Here is a 19,823-nt window from a genome sequence, read left to right on the forward strand (position 1 = left end):
TCTGTCGGATTGCTGAGATTCGACGGAGATCATGATGCCCTGGACTGAAACCACTCGCCGCCCCTATGAACGGCGCTGCCCGCGCTACGCAAGCGACCTGACAGATGGGTAGTGTCTCAGTTTGAAATTTCTGGCAGCTTCGGCCGAATCTCGCCGATGGCATCAACGATGGCGTCGGCAGCTTCGCAGTCGAGCGCGATTTCTAACAGACCCGTTGTTGTCTTGATAGAGAGAATGCCGAGCGGACCCCTTTCATCCTCGATCGTACCGATGTGGATTTCGGTCGGCACGAAAGGCGGGGCCTTTTTCGTCGGGATCACTAGGTTACTCGCGTCACTGAGGCGACTTCGACAATCGCGCAACCCAGTGTCACATTCAAGCAACCTTAGGCGGCTACACGCTTTTTATAAGGGCCGCGCTTCCCCAGCTTCGGCGCGACGGCGTCCATATCGCAAACTTTCGCATGCTCACCCGAATGCTAGCAAGAGCCTGACAAGTGCAGGTCTTTCTGATTCAGACATTAACAGCATAACCAAGTGCGTCCTCAATTCGATTTGCGGCGAGGGCGCTAACTAAAAGTTCATGCCCCTCGTCGAAATTGGAGCTGCGGCCATGTATTCTGTTCCGCCTCGGGCAATAGGGACCCGCTCCGTTGGCGAGCGGGTCCTTGTCTTTGTAACGGTGCCTTTGAATCGGTAGCCGCAATGAACTGGGTGTTGGTGAGCGAGTCGGCTTGCGAGGCAAGCAAACGGCCCGCACTAACCGTGAAGCATCCAGTCCATTGGATGCCATGTGCATGCGCCCAGTAGTGAGTAGCGATTTTGGCGCTTCACGAATCGCGAGCACGACCACATTCGAGGCGACGTGCTCGAAACCGCATGCTCCGGTGCTCCTCGGTTACGTCGTCATCTGGGATGACCATTTTGCGCCAGAAGCCGTCGTGCACTCAAGGAGGCGAACCCCGGACTGAAGACCGTCAGCAGGCAGTCAGCGTTCTAAATTTAGGTATCTCTTCGCCGCTACAAGGTGAAGATAGTCAGAGCCATATTTGTCCGCTGATCGCCACACCTGGGCTGGCCTGCTTTTACTCCACCCCAATGGCCGGGTTTTGCTCCGCCGTTGACACTGGGATGATGGCGACGGAAAATCGTCAGCCTAAGTTAGGGCTGCCGCCGCCAACGTCGACTATTTTTCTAAACGCATTACGACGTCTGTCGGTTACTGAACCGCCGAGTTTTGACTGAGGTGGATAGATGTGCGCTCGCCTTATGACCAAATTCTGTCGCTGTGGAGAGCAAGATGAGTACACCGTCTCAGCAAATCCTGCGCATGGGCTTCGGGTTCGCGCTTTCGCAATCTTTGCGCGTCGTTGCCGAACTAGGCATCGCTGATCTTCTTGTCGGAGGCGACCGCTCGGCAGACGAGTTATCCCAAGCCACCCGAACGAATGCCGAGGCACTCTATCGCGTCATGCGTCTGCTGGCCAGCGAAGGCGTGTTTCGCGAAGTATCGCCGCGCTGCTTCGCGCAAACCGAACTGAGCGCGACGCTTTGCTCCGATCTGGCGTCTGGCCCGCGCGATTTCGTATTGATGATCAACAGCGAACCCTATCAGGCCTTCGCGCAGCTTCTCTATTCTGTTCAAACAGGTGAGCCTGCCTTCGAACAGGTCTTTGGAGCCCCGAGGTTCCAATGGCTCGGGTCCCACCCTGAGCAAGCAGCGCTCTTCCAACGTGCGATGATCGCGATGAGCCAAGGCACCAACGAAGCTGTGGCTGACGCCTATGATTTTAGCGCATCCCGCTGCGTTGTTGACGTCGGGGGAGGGCACGGGCAGCTCCTTTCGGCCATCCTGGCCCGTAACGCCACCTCACTGGAATTCTCTTTGATCTGCCCGCGGGGGTCGCTGCCGCACGAACGGGAACCGGAGGCGCATTGCCCCGTAGCGAGCTCGTCGAGGGTGACTTCTTTGAGAGTGTGCCTTCGGCGGATACCTATATCCTAAAAAAGGTCATCCACGATTGGGACGATGAACGCGCTGCCATAATCCTGAAAAACTGCCGAACGGCCATGACGGCAAATGGGAAAGTTCTCGTTGCCGAGACCATCATTCCCGCTGGTAACGATCCTCATCCCATCAAGGTGCTGGATGTGACGATGCTGACGGTTCCAGGTGGGCTTGAGCGGACAGAAGGCCAATTTGCAAAACTGCTATCGGTCGCTGGACTGCGCCTAGAGCGGGTAATCGCGACCAAGGCGCCAATTTCGATCCTTGAAGCTCGGGCCGCGTGAGCGGGTCGGGCCCTTGAAGGACCAGGACTGCTAGAAGCGGGCGATATGCTCGGTGCAATGAGTCTGGACGCCCTCCATTTCTGCGTCAATGCGGCGCTAGTCGCCCGTCACGCGATACCCCAGCGCTTTGGGTGTGAGATGTCGTCAAGACATCATCCGAGCGTCACGCCTCTGTCACGCTAACCCTTGATCTGTGCGCCCTTCGGGAAAGGGACGTAGTATGGCTCCTCAATCGCTTGAGTTGTCACGCATCAGCAAGAATTTCGGGCAAGGGGATGTGCTCAAGGGCATAGACCTTTCGATCCGGCCGGGAGAATTCATCTCGCTGGTCGGCATGTCCGGCTGCGGCAAATCCACATTGCTGCGCATCATTGCCGGGCTGGAGACGCCGGATCAGGGGCGCGTGCATATCGGCGGGCAGGATATGACTGACACCGATCCCGCGGCCAGAAATCTGGCCATGGTGTTTCAATCCTACGCGCTCTATCCGCACATGACGGCGCGGCGGAACATCGCCACGCCGCTGCGCATGCGCCGCCTGCCCTTCTGGGCGCGGCTGCCGCTTGCCGGGATGTTTGCGCCGCGTGCCGCACTCGCCGACATCGATGCGTCGGTCAAGCAAGCCGCCGAGACCTTACAGATAACGGAACTGCTCGACCGCAAACCCTCTCAGCTCTCGGGTGGCCAGCGGCAACGCGTGGCACTTGCACGCGCTCTGGTGCGCGAACCCGTGGCTTTCCTGATGGATGAGCCTCTCTCCAATCTCGACGCCAAGCTGCGCGCGCATATGCGTGACGAACTGGCGGCGCTGCATCGCCGCCTTGGCGCGACCTTCATCTATGTGACGCACGATCAGGTTGAGGCGATGAGCATGTCGAACCGCGTCGCGCTGATGTCGGAAGGGCGCATCGAGCAGCTTGGGACGCCCGACGAGCTCTACCAGCGGCCGCAGACACTGACCGTCGCCCGCTTCATCGGCATGCCCTCGATCAATCTGCTGCCGGTCGATGTCGCCGCCTCTGGCGCACTGACCTTGTTCGGACAGCCGCTCCGCATCACCACCAGGGATGAGGCAGGTCCGGCAACGCTGGCGATCCGCGCGGAAGACTTTCATCCTGCGAAAGACGGCCTGTCGGCGCGTGTCGTGCGCGTGGAACGCCATGGCGCGGATAGTTTCGTCACCTGCGACTTCGAGCTGGATCTGAACGTAACGATCATCATGCGCCAGAAGGCAGGCGAGAGCGGAGCCGCCAATGTCGGCGATGCGCTGCAGCTCGGCTTCACCGCAAATCGCGCACATCTGTTTGGCCGTGACGGCAAGCGCCGCGATCTCTCCGTGCGCGAGCGAGTGGCGGCATGAGCGCGGCGGTTGCAGACGTATCGCCTCAGACCAGTTCCCGGCAGTCGTCCACCGCCGAGCGGCGCATCGTGCGCAACGGCCTGCTGTTTGTCGCGCCGGCAACGCTGCTTCTGCTCGCAACCTATGTGCTGCCGATGATCTTCCTCGCCGGCTTTTCGTTGACCGACTATCGGCTTGGCGCGCTTTCGGCGCGGTTTGTCGGCATCGACAATTTTGTCAAGGCGTTTGGCGACGAAGTCTTCATGCGCTCTCTGAAGAACACTGTCGTCTATGCACTCATCGTCATTCCCTTCGGCCTGTTCCTGGCCCTTGGCGCGGCGCTGCTGGTCCATGGCCGCAAACGCAGCCGCACCTTCTGGGAAGCAGCCTACTTCCTGCCGGTGACCGCGACGCTGGTGGCGATGGCGACGGTGTGGCAGTTCCTTCTGCATCCCTCGCTCGGGCCGGTCAATGCGGCGATCAAATGGTTTGGTTTCGCACCCGTCGGTTTCCTGTCCGATCCAGCGCTGCTTATTCCAACCATGGCCATTATCGGTGTCTGGCAGATCCTCGGCTTCAACATGGTGCTGTTCTTGGCCGGGCTGACCGCGATCCCGAAGGATATGTACGAAGCGGCCCGCCTGGATGGCGCCAGAAGCCCGATCGACCGATTCCTGACAGTGACCTGGCCGATGCTCGGCCCGACGACGATGTTCGTCGTTGTCACCACCTCGATATCGGCCTTCAAGGTGTTCGAAACGGTGGCCGTGCTGACCAAGGGGCGGTTCCAATCGGAGACGTTGCTCTTCGATCTCTATCTCGAAGGCTTCGAATATTCGAACACCGGCTATGCCGCCGCACTGACCCTGATCTTCCTCGTCATCGTGCTCGTCATGTCGATCTGGCAGACGGTGCATATGGACCGCAAGGTGCATTACTGATGGCGAGACTACGCAAATTCCTGCCACATCTCGTGCTGGCGCTCGGCGCCTTCGTGATGCTCTTGCCCTTCTACTGGATGTTCCTGACGTCCATCCGCTCGTCGGCCGAGATCTTCGACGTCTCGCTCTGGCCGATTCCGAAACAGTTCGAAGCGGTCGCCAATTACACGCGCGCGACCTCGCAGCAGCCGATGGCGCGCTTCATGCTGAATGGCGTGATCGTGTGCCTGGGCATTCTGATCGTACAGGTGCTGACGGCCGTGCCGGCCGCCTACGCACTCGCCAAGCTGAGGTTTCCGGGACGGCGACTGCTTCTGCTGGCAGTCATCGGCGCGCTTTGCGTGCCCATTCAGGCACTGGCGCTACCGCTCTTTGTCGGGCTCGCCAAGGCGCAGCTGCTCAACACCTATTTCGCGATGATGATGCCGTTCTTCCTGTCGGTCTTCGCCATCTTCCTGTTTCACCAGTCATTCCGCAGTTATCCCGACGAAATCATCGAGGCGGCCCGGCTCGACGGCTATTCCGAAATGGAAATCTGCTGGGGGCTGGTGCTGCGCGGCTCACTGCCGTCGCTTGCTGCTTTCGCGGTCTTCTCCGTCGTGGCGCACTGGAACGACCTCTACTGGCCGATGATCGTTGTCACCGAGACCAATCTCGCACTGCCGCCGCTCGGTATGCTGTTCTTCGCCGATGTCGAATCCGGTGCGGACTATGGCGCGCTGATGGCGGGTGCGGCGATCATCACGGCGCCCATGGTTCTGTGCTTCCTGCTGGCACGCCGACATTTCATCGCCGGGATCACCATGACAGGCGTCAAATGATCCCTTCGACGACTTCTCCCCACCCAAAGGAACACCACAATGAAGATTACACGCCGCAGCGCATTGGGCGGCCTCGCCCTCGGACTGGCTGTCGTCTCGCTTCCTGGCATCGCCTTCGCGGCGGAAGAGGTGACGCTGAACGTTCTCTACAACCTGCCGGGCTTCACCAAGTTTCACCAGCCGCTGGCCGAAACCTTCATGAAGAACCACCCGAACATCAAGATCAACTTCCTCGCTCCGGCTCCCGGCTACAACGAAGGCCAGCAGCAGGTGCTGCGCTCGGCGGTGACGGGCAACCTGCCCGACGTCTATTTTTCCGGCTACAACCTGACCGCCGAACTGGTGAACACGCTTGCCCCGCGCAACCAGATCACCGACCTGAAGCCCTATATCGACGCAGAGGGCGGGCAGGCATTCCTCGACAGGAATTTCAGCCCGAAGCTGGCAGCGCTCGGTCGGGTCAATGGCATTCAGTACGGACTGCCTGTCAATGCCTCCTCGCCGATCATGTACATCAATGCCGATCTGGTGAAGAAGGCTGGTGGCGACCCTGACAGCATGCCCAAGACCTTCCCCGAACTGATCGAGCTGGCAAAGAAGATCCACGCACTCGACCCCAAGGTTTCGGGCATGGGTTACGACATCAATGGCTGGCCGGATGACTGGTTGTGGCAGGCGGCGATTTACCAGCAGGGCGGCAAGCTGGTGGACGAGACGACAAAGAAGGTCGCCTTCGACAACGAGATCGGCCTCAACGCGCTCAAGCTGTTCCGCCAGTTCGTGACTGATGGCGGTCAGAACCTGCTCGACTGGGACCAGTCACGCCAGCAATTCGGTGCAGGCCTCACCGGCTTCATCTTCTCGACGCCGGCCCACGTTCAGACGATCGAAGGTCTTGTCGGCGAGCGCTTCCCCCTGAAGACGACAACCTTCCCGCTCGATAACCCGCAGAACGGCGGCGTGCCGACCGGAGGCAATTCGGCGGTCATCCTGACGCAGGACAAGGCGCGGCAGGATGCAGCCTGGGAATATGTGAAGTTCGTCACCGGCCCAGAGGCGCAGAACGTCATCGTGCGCATCACCGGTTATCTGCCGACCAACAAGCTCGCTACCGGGTCTGACTATCTCGAGCCCTATTATGCCGCGCATCCGAATGTGAAGACGGCTTCGCTTCAGGCCGACCGCTCGCTGCCCTGGGCCGGTTATCCAGGCGGGGACTCGGTCCGCATCTGGCGCACCCAGCGCGACATCATCGGCGCCGTCATGCGCGGCGAGGTGACGCCGGAAGCCGGCCTGAAGCAGATTGTCGATCAGACCAACGCACTGATGCACTGATCATTCTCGATCGATGGCCTGCGGGGAGAAGCGTCCCCGCAGGCCCAGCTTCCGGACAACCATATGAAAATCATCCACCTGACCGACGCGCATCTGATGCCATCGGGCGTCATCGTCCATGGCGTCGACCCTGAACAGCAATTGCGCATAGCGGTGGCCGACATTGTCGTCAAACATACCGATGCCGACCTCTTGGTCATCACCGGCGACCTCTGCAATTTCGGCGACCCGGAAGCCTATGCGCTGCTGCGCGATATTCTTGCCGCGGTGCCCTTCGAGGTTCGCTTGCTGCTCGGCAATCATGACGCGCGCGCCGCCTTCATCGAGGCCTTCCCGCAGCATCCGCGCGACGACCATGGCTTCGTTCAATCCTGGCTCGACACCGATCACGGGCGACTGCTGTTTCTCGACAGCCATGAGCCCGGCTTGATCGGCGGGCGTTATGACGAGATGCGTCTCGCCTGGCTGCACGGAGCGCTTGGCAGCGCAGGCGACAAACCGGTGACGGTCTTCATCCACCATCCGCCGTTCGATTGCGGCATCGCCCATTTCAACCATATCGGGCTGCATGACGGCGGCGCGCTGATGGAGAGGTTCGCCGCACATGCGTCGGGTGTGCGCCACATTGTCTTCGGGCATATCCACGTGCCGATGATGGGGACGACCGCCACAGGCATTTCCTACAGTTCCGGCCAGTCGTGCTCGCATCGCTTCATCACGGATATCGGGACGCCCAATCCATGGTGGACGAAAGGATATCCCTGCTATCGGATCATCATGCTCGATGACCACGGCTTGCGGTCCTATAGCGTGGAGGTCGGCGAAGAGCCTACCGAACGAACACAACCCTGCGCCGGACCTTGAAACGGCCTGTCTGTAGCGACTCAAACGGCGGGACGGTCCAGTGCTCGGCGACAGGGGTGTACAATAGCCACTCACAGCCGCACACGCTGCCGCTCTTTGTATGAGCGTAGTCTCGGCGGATATAGCGTATTGTGGAGTATGGTTGGCGGTATTTGGCGCGCCGCACCGGGCGAAGATGAGAACTATGTCTACGCCATAGTCCTCTAGGGCCCTCCTTTCGTGAGAATCGAGACTTGCTGCTCCCGGTCGCGGCAACTCCCAAGTGTCGTCCCTACGAGGGGCACCGAACCGCGCTTTTCCCATTTTGTAACGGTCTTCGGGTTGATCCCTTAGCGCTTGGACAGCGCCCTCAGGCTCTCTTGACTATTTTGTATTGCTCGACGGTCTGTCGTTGTGGCGCAGTCGTGAAGAACCTGTCCCATAGCGCACCATAAAACCTCGGGATCAAACACCTAGCACTCTCGTTCCGTATCAGCGCGGCGCGCCTCGAGCCAGATGCTTTTGGCCCGGTCGTAGCATCCCCCGCACAGGAGCTTGACTTGGGCAAACTCGATAGCCTTATCGCTCCACTCGCCGCCTTCCGCCACGCGAATGCGCTCGCATTCCGTGCACCATGCGTCGGGTCGAGATGCGAGCTGATCCCTAGACCAATAGAAGCCAACGGCCCGCCGGGTGTCCAAGGAGTCAACAATATGGCGACATACGAATGTAGCCTCGCGCTCGCCATGCGCTTGGCATTGTACCTTTTCAGCCATAGATACCCCCGGCGACCTCGGATACCATACGCTCATCCACGACAACTTCAGCATGGACTGGGCTACGTGGCTGCAGCACGCTGGCCTGGACGATATCAATCCCAATAGCAGCGTGAGGTTCCACACCTCGACTGAACCGCCCCGGTTTTGTCGGAGGTTGTTTCGTTTGAGTTACGCCGCCATGGCTGGCTCTTCCGGCCTGGCATAGTGGCGTCCCTCGGCTTTGGCCGGCGGGATGTTGCGGATGGGCTCCAGCAGCCGGCGATTGTTGAACCAGTCTACCCATTCCAGCGTTGCGAACTCGACGGCCTCGAATGAGCGCCATGGCCCGCGTCGGTGGATCACCTCGGCCTTGTAGAGACCGTTGATGGTTTCGGCGAGAGCATTGTCGTAGCTGTCGCCGACGCTGCCCACAGAGGGCTCGACGCCAGCCTCCGCCAGGCGCTCGGTGTATCGAATGCTGATGTATTGGCTGCCTCTATCGCTATGATGCACGAGCCCGCCGCGATGGATCGACCGCCGATCATGGAGGGCCTGTTCCAGAGCGTCCAGGACGAAGCCCGTCCAGGTCGCGCCGTAGGTGAAGTCGGAGACCCAGAGCATGTGCGGCGCCGGGGCATGGAATTGGCGGTTGACCTGATCGAGAGGGCAAGGTGCGGCCTTGTCGCTCACCGTCGTGCGGAGCGGCTTGCCGCGAATGATGCCCTCAAGGCCCATGACCCTCATCAGGCGGGCAACGGTACAGCGGGCGACATCGAAGCCCTCGCGCCGCAACTACCGCCAGACCTTGCGAACGCCGTAGACGCGGAAGTTCGCCTCGAACACGCGTCGGACCTCATCCTTCAAAGCCTCATCCCGCTTCGCCCGAGCCGATAGCCCAGAGGGATCGACGCGCTTGGCGATATGGTCGTGGTAGGTCGACGGAGCGATTTGCAACACCTTGCAGATCGGCTCGACCCCATGCGCCTCGCGGTGATCGTCAATGAACGCGATCATCGCTCGAACCGGCGGTCGAGCTCCGCCTGGGCAAAATGCGCGCTCGCCTTGCGCAGGATCTCGTTGTCCTGCCGAAGCTCGCGGTTCTCGCGCTCCAAAGCCTTCAGCTTCGTCGCCACATCCGTAGGCACACCGGCACGCACACCGGTCGCGCTCGGCCTTCTTCACCCACTCATGCAGCGTCTGCGCCGTGCAGCCGATCTTGGCGGCGATTGACGAAACCGCCGCCCACCGCGAGGCATGCTCGCCTTCGTGATCTAGAACCAGCCGAACCGTGCGGGTTCGGACCTCGGGAGAGAACTTGTTGGTCGTCTTGCTTGTCATGGCTCCACCTTCTCAGGAGTTGAAGCCTCCGGCAAACCCGGCGCGGTTCAAAGCGTGGGCTTCCCCAACTGCCAAGTTCCTAGTGGGCATTTTCGATAGCGAGAGAACCAGGATCATGCTCGCGGGTGCGGCTGGCGCGTATTTTGGACTGCTTATTAAGCGGATCGCTCTCGCCAATCGGGCTTCGAGCCAATCTGGTTGATCGTCGAAAGCTTGCCTAACCCGCACATTGCAGCTATTCGGCCGCGCGCTTGTCCGTTGGCAAGCGCTCTCAGGCAACAAGCCCGCTCCGGTTCGCCGGGGCGGGCCTTTTGCGTTTGGGTGCTATCGAATGCGCTCGCAGCGCAGCGCGTCTGTACCGGCCTGATACCGCCGCAGATTGCCAATCCGCATATTCAGATGGCGCGGGCAAATACCGTTCGCCTTATACGGCTTGCACATAAGGCACCCGGCCCTAGCGCTTTTCGGCTTCTTCCGCTTGTGATGCATGTTGATCTCCGATCTTCACCGGTGCGCCCCGATCGCGCACGGTCGTGATGGGAGATCCGGTAGAATAGTCAGTCACAGGCAGCGCAATCTCGCCCGGGCTCCAGGCAAGAGCCTCCTCAAGTCCTTCGCGAATGCGGCTGTAGACCTCTTTCAACATAGCGAGAATATAGCCACCGGCAGCAGAAACGAAAACCCTGACCGGAGCCGGGGTCATAAACACAAATTAGGAGACTGACGCTCTCAGCCGCATCGTCATAACTCTAGACGACGGTGTGCCCGTGGAAGTCGGGCTCAGTGACGATTAGCCTTTTTCTGGTTTTCCGGCGCTATTTCCATTGCCGTTGTTCGCCCTACCTCGGATCAATGTCGCAGCTCCGCCAAGTACGCCGGTCCCCAGCAAAAGTCCTGCGAGTACATTGTTGCCGTGCATGCCCGCATACACCGCTGTCAAGATAAGAAGCACTAGCGCCGCGAATCCGAGATACATGGAATAATGGCTGGTCCGGATCGAACCTTTCACAATCGCCGATTCCATGGCTTGATTGTGTGACTGAGCTTTCTCAGCCATCGAGACGATACGTTCCGCCGAGCCCGGAAGTATCGCTTCATACTCACGCAAATGTCTCGGATGCGCTATCGGACCAGCAAATAATTCACTGGTCATCACGCGTGCGAGGCGCATAATTATTTCGGTTCGCTGGCCTTGAGGGACCAGCGAGCCGATCTCGCGATCTATTTCTTCTTTGATTGTCGCAGGAAGATTAGGCTGCTTTTCTTCGCTGCCTGCGGGGGGGCTGCTTGCCGGTTTTTTGCTCAATTAAGGCGCCCTGATCAGATGTCGCGTTCGACAACGCGCGGCCAACATCTGCCCACGCCTTCGCAACGCTGCCGTTGAACTGCGTAGGGCGGCGAATCTCAACTGGAGCAAAGAACCCAAAAGGCGCAGAAAACCCCCGCAGGAAGCCCTTCTTAAAGGCATCCGCTTTCATTGGATTTGCTGGTCCCTGTTTGCTCATACCCATAGATATGCCCCCCCAACGTGAAAAACAAATTAACGTTCTGTAAGGACTTTGCAACAATTCCGTCATCTGCCTATCTCGCTATCAGCGAGGAATCCGTTTCGCCTTCAGCCCCTCGGGCATCATTCCGTCCATCGTTTCTATGAACTGGGCGAAGGTATCGATTCCTGCCGCAGCCCTTAGCGACCTTGTCCTTTTTCAGAGTGTTGGTTCTTTACCCTTGCCTACCTCGCAGAGCATCGAGCCCCCACTGACCAGGGCCGGCGGCGGATATGAACAGGAAAACGAAGCAGAACAGTAGTAGGCGATCATCGAAAATGAGGGGCGGATAGTGCCCATAGACGACCGTAAAGAGTGCGTATTTTAGTGCGGTCACCAGAAACAAGAATGTCGCCACCAATCGCGTGAATAGCCCAACGAGAAGCAGCGCCCCACAGGCTAGTCCGACCCAGAACAAAATCGCTTCAATCGAGTCCGTCGCGCCAGTAAATACAACGGGAGGGTTCTCGCGAATCCGCTCCCATCCGTTAAATAGGACTATGTAGCCGCAAACCATTCTGAGGACGCTCAACAGCCGCGGTGCCCAGTATTCGCTGGTGAACGAGGATTTCATTTCCTGCCTCGCTGAATGAGTGCGCGTATCTCAGTTTGTCCCTGGCGCCGGCTCGTGAGGTTTTGCCCGTGTGCAAATGGGATCGCCCTTGTCAGGCCGGAGGCAGTCCCATTCTGGACCGAAGCCATGGTTCACTCTTGCTTGGAGCCGATGCAGTTCACTGGCGTAGTAGATCATTGCCGCGCTCAATCCGGCTGCGATGACTGAAGTAATGAGTACCGCTTTGGCATCGCCTTTTCTGAGCGGCGGAAAGTAGGGCCTTCGAAGTGGAGCCCTCATGGCTTCGGTAACCGCATTTGAGCGCACATGAAGGCAAGTTCGACCTCCTGCTCTGCATTTGATTCCTGGGTGCGGTCGTGGGCTGCCAACAGATTCACGAAGGCTAACTGGATTTCGTCACGGCTCCGGCCAGCGGCTATCATCTCTTCACTGAGGATCTGAAAACCCGGCTCAAGTGCTTCCTGGCAGTCTATCTGCCGGTCGAGGTAGGGCTCTTGGCGCGTAGGCGGATTGAACCACATGGTTGCAATCTAGCGCCAAACCTCGCGCAATCAAAGATCAGCCCTCGATCATGGTTTCTTCGGCGTATCGACTATGACCAGCATATTCGCCGGCAACCGGCGCTGTATGTGTTTCACGTCATCCCATGTTCCGGAAAGCCAAAGACCAACCTCATCCGGTGTCGTGCGATACGTGCGAAATGAACGTCGTTATGACAAACTCAAAATGCTGGAGGTAGGTGGCGACCGGCCGCCAGGGAAACTGATAGAGGCAATCGTTCGCCGGAACGGCTGCACGCCCAAGGAATCGATACCGGCCTACGACAAGTGTGATGCAATCTATGCCAATCTGCCAGCGGAGAAGCCGGCGCCGAAGTCGAACGCTTACGCTGAGGCCAAAGGCCACTCTTGATGATTGACGGAAACGCCTGGGGCTGACGCGATGTTGAAATCACCAATGAAAATCTCCGCCGCTGCTCGGGCGCAAATAGCGCTGGGCCTCGATCGTATTAAAGCGCGAACAGGCGTGGAGTGCATTCCCGCGGTTATGTGGGTTGATTCAGAACTCAACAACGGAATTGTCCCAAGCGGCGTCCTAATGGGAGCGTTCACCGAGGCGCAGCGAAACGAGATTGCGCACATCCTACGTAGCGATAATGGATACGAGTACGTTCTCTCCGTTGCGGAAGAGGACTTTGTCAGGTTCGTGGGTAAGACGCTGGACTACCGAGACGACAACTATGTTCTCGTTTAGTTGACTATTGGGGCTCTGATTTGCAGTTCACGCCCTTCGGGCCGTAGAAGCAGGGCCAGTTGGGGTCCGCGAGATGCTCGCCGGTTTGGCGTCCGTACCAGGCAACAGCAACAACGAGACCGGCCACCACGATCAAGATCAAAGCGACACCGGGAAGATCTGGCTTTCGCAACTCCAGCCACATCAATCCTCGTTTCCAAGGTGGCATGATCTTCCCACTCCGCGTGCCCTAGGGCGGCTAGCCCATTCAACCTGCTCGATCACAAAGAATCTGCGACCTGAAAGAAATCAAAACCTTTTCCCGCGTTGATCCCTTCGCGATACTTCTCATACGTGTAGCGGTTCTGAACTAATCCGTTCACGAAGCGTTTACAGGCGACAGGCGCGACATCGCGCAACGGAATCTTATGGCGCGCTGCGAAACGCTTCTGATTTTCCAAGGGCTCTGAGTTCGCATAGATGAGGCAGTCTGCAATGGTGCGCTTCAAAAAGGCAGGATCAGTTTGCATCTTGGCCTGATTTGCCACGAAGCTATGTCGTGACATTCCGCATCCAGTTACGCCCAAAGCAACGACAATCAAAGCTATCGCGCGGATCATGTATTCCCCCTGAGATCTTGCCGCGCTATTAGTCGATCCTCTGCCCAACAAGTTGCTAGAACAGCTCCAAAACCCACGCAACAGCCTTCCACAAGCCAACAGCGGCGCCCATCGCAAAGGCGATGGCGATGATCAAGCGAGCGTCGGGGCGGATCATTCGAGCAATGACCAAATCGACCCAGCGAGCCCGACGATCAGCGTCAGCCAGATCAGGCCGCCAATGACCATGGCGATGGTGAGTTTGGTGCTACGGCGGATCATGAAATCTCCATGAGACAACGCCATTGTTGGTTGCGGAAGGGGCGGCTATCGAAATGATAGCCGCACCGGCGGATCATGTGTTTGTGAAATTTCAAGCTGGGCTTCTCTAATCAGTTCCTGATCTTCCGTCGGGCGCGCTCGGCTACTACGAACCAACCTGGTGCTAAACCATTGGCCCATGTCAGTTCGGCTTCCGGATCGTGCTGCTCTTCAAGGGGTTCAGGCTCGAAATCAGCATCGCCGTCCAAATTATCGAGTAAGGTCAGAAGTCGCTCTATTTCCGCCTCTATGGCCGCCCGACCCGTTCTCATAGGTCGTCCTCCCAACGTACTGAGATTTTGCCACCAAGTTCTCTGATGGCCTTCACGATCCGGTTCATATCGATGCAACCGTGCGGTCCACCCCAGGCCTTTCGTTTGAAATACCCCTTGCCGTTCGCGATCACGTCAAGGTCTGGCATAGTGATGTTCTGGCGGAAGCACTCAGCCCGCAACTCATCCAGAAGTAGGTCACGTGTGGGTCGGTATGGCCGCCGCGCGCGTACGATTCCAATCTTCATTGCGCGGTGCTCTAGGCTGCCGCGTGATCTATCCGGAAACGCGGCTTTGAGTTCATCGGAAGTCGATGTTCGATACATCTTGCGAAGGCGAGATTGCTCATCGCCCGTCCAGAATTTGGCCGGAGAGGTCAGCTGCAAAACCTGGCAGCGGAACCGAATTGCGCACAGCGTTCGGCGCGGAAGGGCGATCTGCAGCGCCTCATAGTCTGGATGCAATTTTCGACATATGGCGTCTTCCGCTTCGGTCCAGAGCGCGTCTCCTGACCAATTTGCACCTCTGGCGTGGCACTGTGCGCGCATTCGAGAGGCGAGATTTGCATACTTGGAAGCACGAGCTAGCGACATTGGAATTCCTCCATTCGCCCCCGCGTGAAAAGGATGGCGAAATGAATCGCGATGTCGATTGGTCCGAAGCAGCAGACCGCACAATCCTTGCAATTAGTGGCCTGGGGAGAAAATAGCGGGGGTATCAATACTGAATCCGGGCGGCTGCTTAGTGCTAGTCAGACACGGAAAATCGGGCGTAAAGGTTAGGGATTTTGCGCTCAAAATACGTGAAAAATCGTTGCCCTAACCTTCCGCAAGTAATTGATAACCCTCGCTTGGCACTTCCGCCTGGGCAAAATAAGCGGAAACCTTGCGAAGGATCTCGTTGGCCTGACGGAGTTCGCGGTTCTCGCGCTCCAAAGCCTTGAGTTTCGTCGCCACATCCGTCAGCACGCCGACTCGAACGCGACTTTCGCGCTCGGCCTTCTTCACCCACTCATGCAGCGTTTGCACCGTGCAGCCGACCTTGGCCGCGATCGATGAGGCCGCCGCCCATCGCAAGGTGTGCTTGCCTTCGTGATCCAGCGCCATCCGAACCGCGCGGTTGCGAACCTCGGGGGAGAATTTGTTGGTCGTCTTGCTTGTCATGGCTCAACCTTCTCAGGAGTTGGAGCCTCCGATCAACCCGGCGCGGTTCAGTTGATTGATCTCGGTCCGATGCAATTGAAGGCGTTGGCTCTCCTCTTGCCTCAAAACGTATGAAAAGATTTGCTTTTTCAAAATCTTGACGTGTGCGCGCACATTGCCCCCTCAAACAAGGCAACGTGCGATGCATGCCAGCCCCAGAACAAACAACCGCTCGATCGACGCGCAATGCGCGCGCTTTTATCTTGCCACTGTATCGACGAGCTATTTTTGTTCTGTGCTAAATCTGCACGAAATGTCCGCTATCCTTCCACAGAGGATGGCGTACGTAAATCCCTGTAAGCTAGATGGCTCATGGAGATGGAAGATGTTTCGTAAGATTGTTCTCGCGACCGCAGCTGTCGCTGTATTCAGCATACCGGCTTTTGCTGCTGCCGAGTTCTACGTCGCCAAATCTGCCGCTACCAAAAAGTGCGAAATCGTCGACAAGAAGCCGGACGGCACCAAGCTGACGGATGCCGGTAAGAAAAGCTACGCCACCAAGGCCGACGCAGAGAAGGCACTGAAGCTTCTCAACGACTGCAAGTGATCTGACGGGAGCTTCACGGTTCCCAATTCTTAACCTGCTCCGGTCTCCGGAGCAGGTTTTTTCATTTGACCATCAGCCGGCGTCAGGCAGGCATCGACCAGAAGCCCACGGGCGGTTCTCCATCAGCCCATGCCCTATGAAACAAAGGTCGGCTTTCTTGCCTTTGCGGTTGAGCTTGGCTCGGGATTGGTGATCGCGAAATGCGTCTCTTTCGACCACTTTTGATCATGAAAGTTCGCTTCCGCGTTGCGCCCGCCGCCGCCAGCCGGCGGCTCATCCGAGCTATTCGGCTCGATGCTCTTCGTCGACGCCCAGGCCTCGATTAGTGTGCCGTCGACCGAGAAGTGATCGCAGGATAGAAGCTGGACGCTTCGATCAACATTTTGATTTAAGCGTTACGAGGCACTTCGGCATCCGAGCGCTGTTATGGCGCGCCGCACCGGGTGATGATGAGAACTACTTCTACGCAATAACCCTCTAACCCCCTCCTAAATGTAGTAACCGCTGGCTCCGGGCATAAAGACGTCGTGCGGATCGGTGCCCTAGCTCGGCGCAACTATGATTGCGCCTAGCCTCACTCTTGCGCATAATCTTGATTCTTGGGCCCATCCACGTCATTCTTGCGTCTAGATTCTACGCGCAGGAAGGGCCGCTTTGGCAAACCATGTCCCAGAGATAGCTCCGGCAGCAATCGAAGACGCCATGCGGCGCAGCCCCAATGGTCTGTTGGCGCCGGAGATTCTGCGCGCTCTGGAAACCCCCGTCCCGCCGCGCACTCTCCAATATCGCCTCAAACACCTCGTCACCCGGAATCGCCTAATCATGGACGGCGAAGGCCGGTGGGTGCGACACCGGATCCCCGATACGGCGATCGACGCGCCGTCGCGGGAAGACGCCGACGAACCTTTCATTCCGCTCTCTGAAGCAGGGACAGCGATCCGCGACTACGTCCGTCAGGCATTGGAGGCTCGCAAGCCGGTCAGCTACGATCGCAAACCTTCCCCGACCGCTCTCAGCGACGCCAAAAGAGGTTAAACCATCAAGTCAATAGGAGTTTCGCACACCGTGGGACAGGCCCGTGATTCGATGTCGGGCGCGAGTTAATGCGCTTGAGGTGTCCCGGCGGTTCTCGCGTCATGCTTTGGTAATCTTCGCATTCCTCCATTCGGCGGAGGTAGGGGTTAGGTAATGGAGGATGAGTTTGCCGCCGCGCTTGAGGCGTGCGCGACGATCGATGCGGTCAAAGCCTTGTTTAAGCGGCGCATCGCAGCCCACGGCTATACCGCCAGCGCATGCGGCGCTTTCCTCCCGGCCGACAAGGGCCCGGAGCCGCATTTCTTCTTCCAGGACTGGCCGCCGGACTGGCTCGAACTCTATGTCAACCGCAATTTCGTCGCCGCCGACTATGGGGTCGCCGAGGCGCGACGGCGCATCGCGCCATTCACCTGGCGGGAAGCGAAAGCCGAGCGCACCCTGTCGCGCGCCGAACAGGACATTTGGGATACGGTCGTCGAATGGGGCTGGACGGACGGGCTGTCGGTGCCGATCCACGGCCCGGGCGGTTATTTCGCGATCGTCACCATGGCTGGCAAGGAGCAACCCATGCCGCCCGCGCTGCGCGGCAAACTGCAACAGCTTGCTTTCCTGACGCATGAACGCTGCCGCGCTTTGACTGGTCTTGCGCCAGTGACCGATCCGCAGGCGACGCTCACCCATCGGGAGCTGGAATGCCTGCGCTGGGTGGCGGCCGGCAAAACGGATTTGCAGATCGCCCGCCTGCTCGGCGTATCGCAGACCACAGCGAGGACTCATATCGATCAGGCCCGCCGCAAGCTGGGCGCTAGGACGCGCTCGCAGGCGGTCGCGCGCCTGGTGCTAAGCGGACTGTCGTAATCCGCGAGGGAACGGGCGGGGATGTTTTTTGTCACTCCTCCTCGTGTTCGAGGAGAGACGCGGCGCTGAAAACCCGCGACTTTGAGCCGAGATTGTTTGCGAGTTTGATTTTTGGGAGCGTGCGTTGCGAAACATCGAGGAGGGCGAAGACTGTCCGGATCTAGTGGGAAAGCAGAGACGCTCGGGCCATGCGGGCGCCCGACGCCGTCCTGCTGGCAGCGTCGGCGCTCTGTTCGATGGCGGCGCTCGCTGACCCGCTGGCGGCTTCGGTCGCGAGAGCATGCCGCGCTCGCTTTGGCGCCTCGACGAGCCACGCCGGACAAGTCGGGCTCAGGATCGCTTTTTGAGGAGGGAGCACATTATGCGCATCGTTCTGAGGCAGGCGGAGAAGCCTGACTGGTCTCAGGATGCTAGCGGCTTTTCCTCGGCTTTCGAGGTCGGCGCATCGCTTGAACTCGCGGGCGTTGCGGACAAGTTCACCGTCGCCAAGTGGACGATCGTCGTCGACGCCGACGGTGATGCGCGACTCGAAGTAACCCTGAAGAGCACCCGCCGCTGGTTCACGTGGCTCGACGAGCGCGCCAGGACCAAGGATATTCTGTATCCGCTGGCGGGCTTCGCGATGTTCGCCGTCTTGATTTTGCCTTGCGCCGCACCGTTCTGGTTTTTCTCGCTAAACGCTGAATTGCGTATCGCATGGGGCGGCTATCTGATCGCCCATGCACTTTGGCCCATCATCATCGGCGTTATTCTGGCGGTGCAGATCGTCGCCGGCAGGGCCGAACGCCATGTCGGAAAAGCCCTTGGTTTTGGCATTAGCATGGCCGGCGTGCCGCTCGGCGTTGCCATCGCCCTTCTCTGGCGCTGGCTTTTCCTACCCGACACCGAGCCGGAATGGCCCGCCGGCTATGCGCGCCTGGCGCGTTCGTTCTGGGAGAGCACCGGCGCGATGTCCGCCGTCGCGCTGGCCTATGCGCCGCTTGCGACGGCCTTGATCAAATGGGATTGGGTGGCGGTGCTGACGTCCCTCTTGACCCGGAAGAAAGCCGCCTGATCCGTTCGCCTGTATGGCTGAGGCGCGCAGGCGACGCGCGAGGGGGCGAAACGTCGATCAACGCACGGATTTTTGCGCTCGCCTCCTCGTTTTCGAGGAGAGACATCCCTCTCGAAAATCGCGATTTTGATCCTCGTTTTATGGATTTGATTCCAGGGGGTGTAAATGTCGGCAAGGAGGGGGCGGGTAAACGGCCGTAAATGCCGATTGCTGAAGAACCGCCGACGACCGCGACCACATCATCATCCCTTAGTTACCGTAGTCGACTGCGCGTCTGTCGCCTTGGGTGACGTGCGTTGTTTCATGATCAAAGGGCGAGGCGATGGCTACCTGTTATTATTGTAATGGCTCCGCGCGCTGCGCCGGGTGCAGCGGATCCGGGGTTCAAGCCGACGGGCGTGTGTGCAACCTATGCGGCGGCAATGGCCGATGCCAGCATTGCACGAACGGCGTGATGCGCGCTGGAGAACGCGCGGTCGCCCCCAAGGGCGCAACCTGTGATCCTGCGCGGGCGGGCGCCATGCTGGCAGGCGCATCCTTGCTAGCGCTGAGCGCGCCACCATCCTCGGCGGATTGCTCTGGATGGCCGACAAGCTCCAAAGCGATGTGGGCAAACGGTCGCGGGCGCTCCGGCCCGCGAAGGGGAAGCAGGCGTTCTGGAATGATTGAGAGCGCGCCGCCTTTAAGTAGAGGTGATAATATTTTCAGGAGTATCGCCGCGCGCTTGGTGCATCGTCTAGAAAACGTACGGTTGTCTACGAGTTGGCGGAAACAGCCAAACTTCCAAAGCTCGATCCGGTATCTAGCGAGAACAACTGGTTGCACGATCACACGGGTAAGCCAAGGCTCATGTCACGTATCAAGTGTCGGTAGTGTCCCCCGAATTTTCCGCTCTTGGCAGTGGGGATCGCTTGC

General features: G+C 58.9%; 21 protein-coding genes, 3 pseudogenes and 1 other annotated feature. Of the genes and pseudogenes, 13 read left to right on the plus strand and 11 right to left on the minus strand.

Going from position 1 to position 19,823, the window contains the following annotated elements:
* Positions 1–116 precede the first annotated feature (116 nt).
* Entirely contained in the window at positions 117–320 is a 204-nt protein-coding gene (locus FZF13_RS21490) for a hypothetical protein (protein ID WP_024925872.1), read from the minus strand.
* Between the two features lie 979 nt (positions 321–1,299).
* On the opposite strand from FZF13_RS21490, the gene FZF13_RS29460 reads away from it, so the two are divergent.
* The 7 genes from FZF13_RS29460 (at position 1,300) to FZF13_RS21520 (ending at position 7,591) form a co-directional block, all read left to right on the plus strand.
* Positions 1,300–2,004, plus strand: coding sequence for a methyltransferase family protein (locus tag FZF13_RS29460; protein ID WP_275040874.1), 705 nt, complete (start codon positions 1,300–1,302; stop codon positions 2,002–2,004).
* Complete coding sequence (locus tag FZF13_RS29465) at positions 1,890–2,291, plus strand: methyltransferase (RefSeq protein WP_275040875.1); 402 nt, start codon at positions 1,890–1,892, stop codon at positions 2,289–2,291. Before FZF13_RS29460 ends, FZF13_RS29465 begins: the two co-directional genes overlap by 115 nt.
* Positions 2,292–2,511: 220 nt before the next feature.
* On the plus strand, positions 2,512–3,651 hold the full coding sequence (locus tag FZF13_RS21500; protein ID WP_024925871.1) for an ABC transporter ATP-binding protein: 1,140 nt from the start codon (positions 2,512–2,514) through the stop codon (positions 3,649–3,651).
* Positions 3,648–4,571, plus strand: a complete 924-nt coding sequence (locus FZF13_RS21505; RefSeq protein WP_024925870.1) for a carbohydrate ABC transporter permease — start codon at positions 3,648–3,650, stop codon at positions 4,569–4,571. The genes FZF13_RS21500 and FZF13_RS21505 overlap by 4 nt, the downstream gene beginning before the upstream one ends.
* Positions 4,571–5,392: a carbohydrate ABC transporter permease gene (locus FZF13_RS21510; protein ID WP_024925869.1), complete on the plus strand. Its 822-nt coding sequence runs from the start codon at positions 4,571–4,573 to the stop codon at positions 5,390–5,392. Before FZF13_RS21505 ends, FZF13_RS21510 begins: the two co-directional genes overlap by 1 nt.
* A gap of 39 nt (positions 5,393–5,431) precedes the next feature.
* Positions 5,432–6,727, plus strand: a complete 1,296-nt coding sequence (locus tag FZF13_RS21515; protein WP_024925868.1) for an ABC transporter substrate-binding protein — start codon at positions 5,432–5,434, stop codon at positions 6,725–6,727.
* Between the two features lie 63 nt (positions 6,728–6,790).
* Positions 6,791–7,591 carry a phosphodiesterase gene (locus tag FZF13_RS21520; protein ID WP_024925867.1) on the plus strand — a complete coding sequence of 267 codons (801 nt, stop codon included), beginning with the start codon at positions 6,791–6,793 and terminating at the stop codon, positions 7,589–7,591.
* Positions 7,592–8,517: 926 nt separating this feature from the next.
* Here the strand turns inward: FZF13_RS21520 and FZF13_RS21525 are convergent.
* The 5 genes and pseudogenes from FZF13_RS21525 to FZF13_RS21540 all read right to left on the minus strand — a co-directional run bounded on the left by FZF13_RS21525 (position 8,518) and on the right by FZF13_RS21540 (position 12,308).
* Positions 8,518–9,666 (minus strand): annotated as a pseudogene (locus tag FZF13_RS21525) (IS3 family transposase).
* Positions 9,268–9,384: a sequence feature (AL1L pseudoknot), on the minus strand. (Overlaps the previous pseudogene by 117 nt.)
* Before the next feature lie 454 nt (positions 9,667–10,120).
* Positions 10,121–10,369: a hypothetical protein gene (locus FZF13_RS21530; protein WP_024925864.1), complete on the minus strand. Its 249-nt coding sequence runs from the start codon at positions 10,367–10,369 to the stop codon at positions 10,121–10,123.
* An 87-nt stretch (positions 10,370–10,456) separates the two neighbouring features.
* On the minus strand, positions 10,457–10,972 hold the full coding sequence (locus FZF13_RS21535; RefSeq protein WP_139116398.1) for a DUF2335 domain-containing protein: 516 nt from the start codon (positions 10,970–10,972) through the stop codon (positions 10,457–10,459).
* Entirely contained in the window at positions 10,917–11,243 is a 327-nt protein-coding gene (locus FZF13_RS29005) for a hypothetical protein (RefSeq protein WP_139116397.1), read from the minus strand. The genes FZF13_RS21535 and FZF13_RS29005 overlap by 56 nt, the downstream gene beginning before the upstream one ends.
* 819 nt (positions 11,244–12,062) lie before the next feature.
* Positions 12,063–12,308: a hypothetical protein gene (locus FZF13_RS21540; protein ID WP_024925860.1), complete on the minus strand. Its 246-nt coding sequence runs from the start codon at positions 12,306–12,308 to the stop codon at positions 12,063–12,065.
* A 436-nt stretch (positions 12,309–12,744) separates the two neighbouring features.
* Here FZF13_RS21540 and FZF13_RS21545 point away from each other — a divergent pair, with 436 nt between their 5' ends.
* Positions 12,745–13,041 (plus strand): hypothetical protein, encoded by a 297-nt coding sequence (locus tag FZF13_RS21545; protein ID WP_024925859.1) that lies wholly within the window; start codon positions 12,745–12,747, stop codon positions 13,039–13,041.
* Between the two features lie 260 nt (positions 13,042–13,301).
* Here FZF13_RS21545 and FZF13_RS21550 read toward each other — a convergent pair whose 3' ends face one another.
* From FZF13_RS21550 to FZF13_RS21565, 4 genes and pseudogenes are all read right to left on the minus strand, one after another.
* Positions 13,302–13,640 (minus strand): hypothetical protein, encoded by a 339-nt coding sequence (locus FZF13_RS21550; RefSeq protein ID WP_139116396.1) that lies wholly within the window; start codon positions 13,638–13,640, stop codon positions 13,302–13,304.
* 371 nt (positions 13,641–14,011) lie between these two features.
* On the minus strand, positions 14,012–14,212 hold the full coding sequence (locus FZF13_RS21555; RefSeq protein WP_036255450.1) for a hypothetical protein: 201 nt from the start codon (positions 14,210–14,212) through the stop codon (positions 14,012–14,014).
* On the minus strand, positions 14,209–14,805 hold the full coding sequence (locus tag FZF13_RS21560; protein WP_139116395.1) for a hypothetical protein: 597 nt from the start codon (positions 14,803–14,805) through the stop codon (positions 14,209–14,211). The genes FZF13_RS21555 and FZF13_RS21560 overlap by 4 nt, the downstream gene beginning before the upstream one ends.
* A gap of 276 nt (positions 14,806–15,081) precedes the next feature.
* Positions 15,082–15,375, minus strand: a pseudogene (locus FZF13_RS21565) (transposase); the annotation flags it as partial.
* Between the two features lie 364 nt (positions 15,376–15,739).
* On the opposite strand from FZF13_RS21565, the gene FZF13_RS21570 reads away from it, so the two are divergent.
* Positions 15,740–15,961, plus strand: coding sequence for a hypothetical protein (locus tag FZF13_RS21570; RefSeq protein WP_024927182.1), 222 nt, complete (start codon positions 15,740–15,742; stop codon positions 15,959–15,961).
* 50 nt (positions 15,962–16,011) lie between these two features.
* On the opposite strand, the pseudogene FZF13_RS21575 reads toward FZF13_RS21570, so the two are convergent.
* Positions 16,012–16,326 (minus strand): annotated as a pseudogene (locus FZF13_RS21575) (IS5/IS1182 family transposase); the annotation flags it as partial.
* 289 nt (positions 16,327–16,615) lie between these two features.
* On the opposite strand from FZF13_RS21575, the gene FZF13_RS21580 reads away from it, so the two are divergent.
* The 4 genes from FZF13_RS21580 (at position 16,616) to FZF13_RS29010 (ending at position 19,577) form a co-directional block, all read left to right on the plus strand.
* Entirely contained in the window at positions 16,616–16,996 is a 381-nt protein-coding gene (locus FZF13_RS21580; RefSeq protein ID WP_036265042.1) for a hypothetical protein, read from the plus strand.
* A gap of 153 nt (positions 16,997–17,149) precedes the next feature.
* Positions 17,150–17,854, plus strand: coding sequence for a LuxR family transcriptional regulator (locus tag FZF13_RS21585; RefSeq protein ID WP_024925049.1), 705 nt, complete (start codon positions 17,150–17,152; stop codon positions 17,852–17,854).
* Positions 17,855–18,215: 361 nt separating this feature from the next.
* The gene (locus FZF13_RS21590; protein ID WP_024925050.1) at positions 18,216–18,908 is read left to right on the plus strand and encodes a hypothetical protein; all 693 of its coding nucleotides are present in this window, start codon (positions 18,216–18,218) and stop codon (positions 18,906–18,908) included.
* Positions 18,909–19,442: 534 nt separating this feature from the next.
* Entirely contained in the window at positions 19,443–19,577 is a 135-nt protein-coding gene (locus FZF13_RS29010) for a conjugal transfer protein TraD (protein WP_081766922.1), read from the plus strand.
* The last annotated feature ends 246 nt before the right edge of the window (positions 19,578–19,823 follow it).

This window comes from Mesorhizobium terrae (assembly GCF_008727715.1).
GTDB classification, from domain to species: domain Bacteria; phylum Pseudomonadota; class Alphaproteobacteria; order Rhizobiales; family Rhizobiaceae; genus Mesorhizobium; species Mesorhizobium terrae.

Excerpts from the sequence above, each read along its gene's own strand:
- FZF13_RS21555 (WP_036255450.1), bottom strand. The coding sequence starts at position 14,212 with ATGAGAACGGGTCGGGCGGCCATAGAGGCGGAAATAGAGCGACTTCTG.
- FZF13_RS21590 (WP_024925050.1), top strand. The coding sequence starts at position 18,216 with ATGCGCATCGTTCTGAGGCAGGCGGAGAAGCCTGACTGGTCTCAGGAT.
- FZF13_RS21550 (WP_139116396.1), bottom strand. The coding sequence starts at position 13,640 with ATGATCCGCGCGATAGCTTTGATTGTCGTTGCTTTGGGCGTAACTGGA.
- FZF13_RS21500 (WP_024925871.1), top strand. The coding sequence starts at position 2,512 with ATGGCTCCTCAATCGCTTGAGTTGTCACGCATCAGCAAGAATTTCGGG.
- FZF13_RS21530 (WP_024925864.1), bottom strand. The coding sequence starts at position 10,369 with ATGACCCCGGCTCCGGTCAGGGTTTTCGTTTCTGCTGCCGGTGGCTAT.
- FZF13_RS21505 (WP_024925870.1), top strand. The coding sequence starts at position 3,648 with ATGAGCGCGGCGGTTGCAGACGTATCGCCTCAGACCAGTTCCCGGCAG.
- FZF13_RS21570 (WP_024927182.1), top strand. The coding sequence starts at position 15,740 with ATGTTTCGTAAGATTGTTCTCGCGACCGCAGCTGTCGCTGTATTCAGC.
- FZF13_RS29460 (WP_275040874.1), top strand. The coding sequence starts at position 1,300 with ATGAGTACACCGTCTCAGCAAATCCTGCGCATGGGCTTCGGGTTCGCG.
- FZF13_RS29005 (WP_139116397.1), bottom strand. The coding sequence starts at position 11,243 with ATGACGGAATTGTTGCAAAGTCCTTACAGAACGTTAATTTGTTTTTCA.
- FZF13_RS21585 (WP_024925049.1), top strand. The coding sequence starts at position 17,150 with ATGGAGGATGAGTTTGCCGCCGCGCTTGAGGCGTGCGCGACGATCGAT.
- FZF13_RS21560 (WP_139116395.1), bottom strand. The coding sequence starts at position 14,805 with ATGTCGCTAGCTCGTGCTTCCAAGTATGCAAATCTCGCCTCTCGAATG.
- FZF13_RS21545 (WP_024925859.1), top strand. The coding sequence starts at position 12,745 with ATGAAAATCTCCGCCGCTGCTCGGGCGCAAATAGCGCTGGGCCTCGAT.
- FZF13_RS21515 (WP_024925868.1), top strand. The coding sequence starts at position 5,432 with ATGAAGATTACACGCCGCAGCGCATTGGGCGGCCTCGCCCTCGGACTG.
- FZF13_RS21510 (WP_024925869.1), top strand. The coding sequence starts at position 4,571 with ATGGCGAGACTACGCAAATTCCTGCCACATCTCGTGCTGGCGCTCGGC.
- FZF13_RS21520 (WP_024925867.1), top strand. The coding sequence starts at position 6,791 with ATGAAAATCATCCACCTGACCGACGCGCATCTGATGCCATCGGGCGTC.
- FZF13_RS21540 (WP_024925860.1), bottom strand. The coding sequence starts at position 12,308 with ATGTGGTTCAATCCGCCTACGCGCCAAGAGCCCTACCTCGACCGGCAG.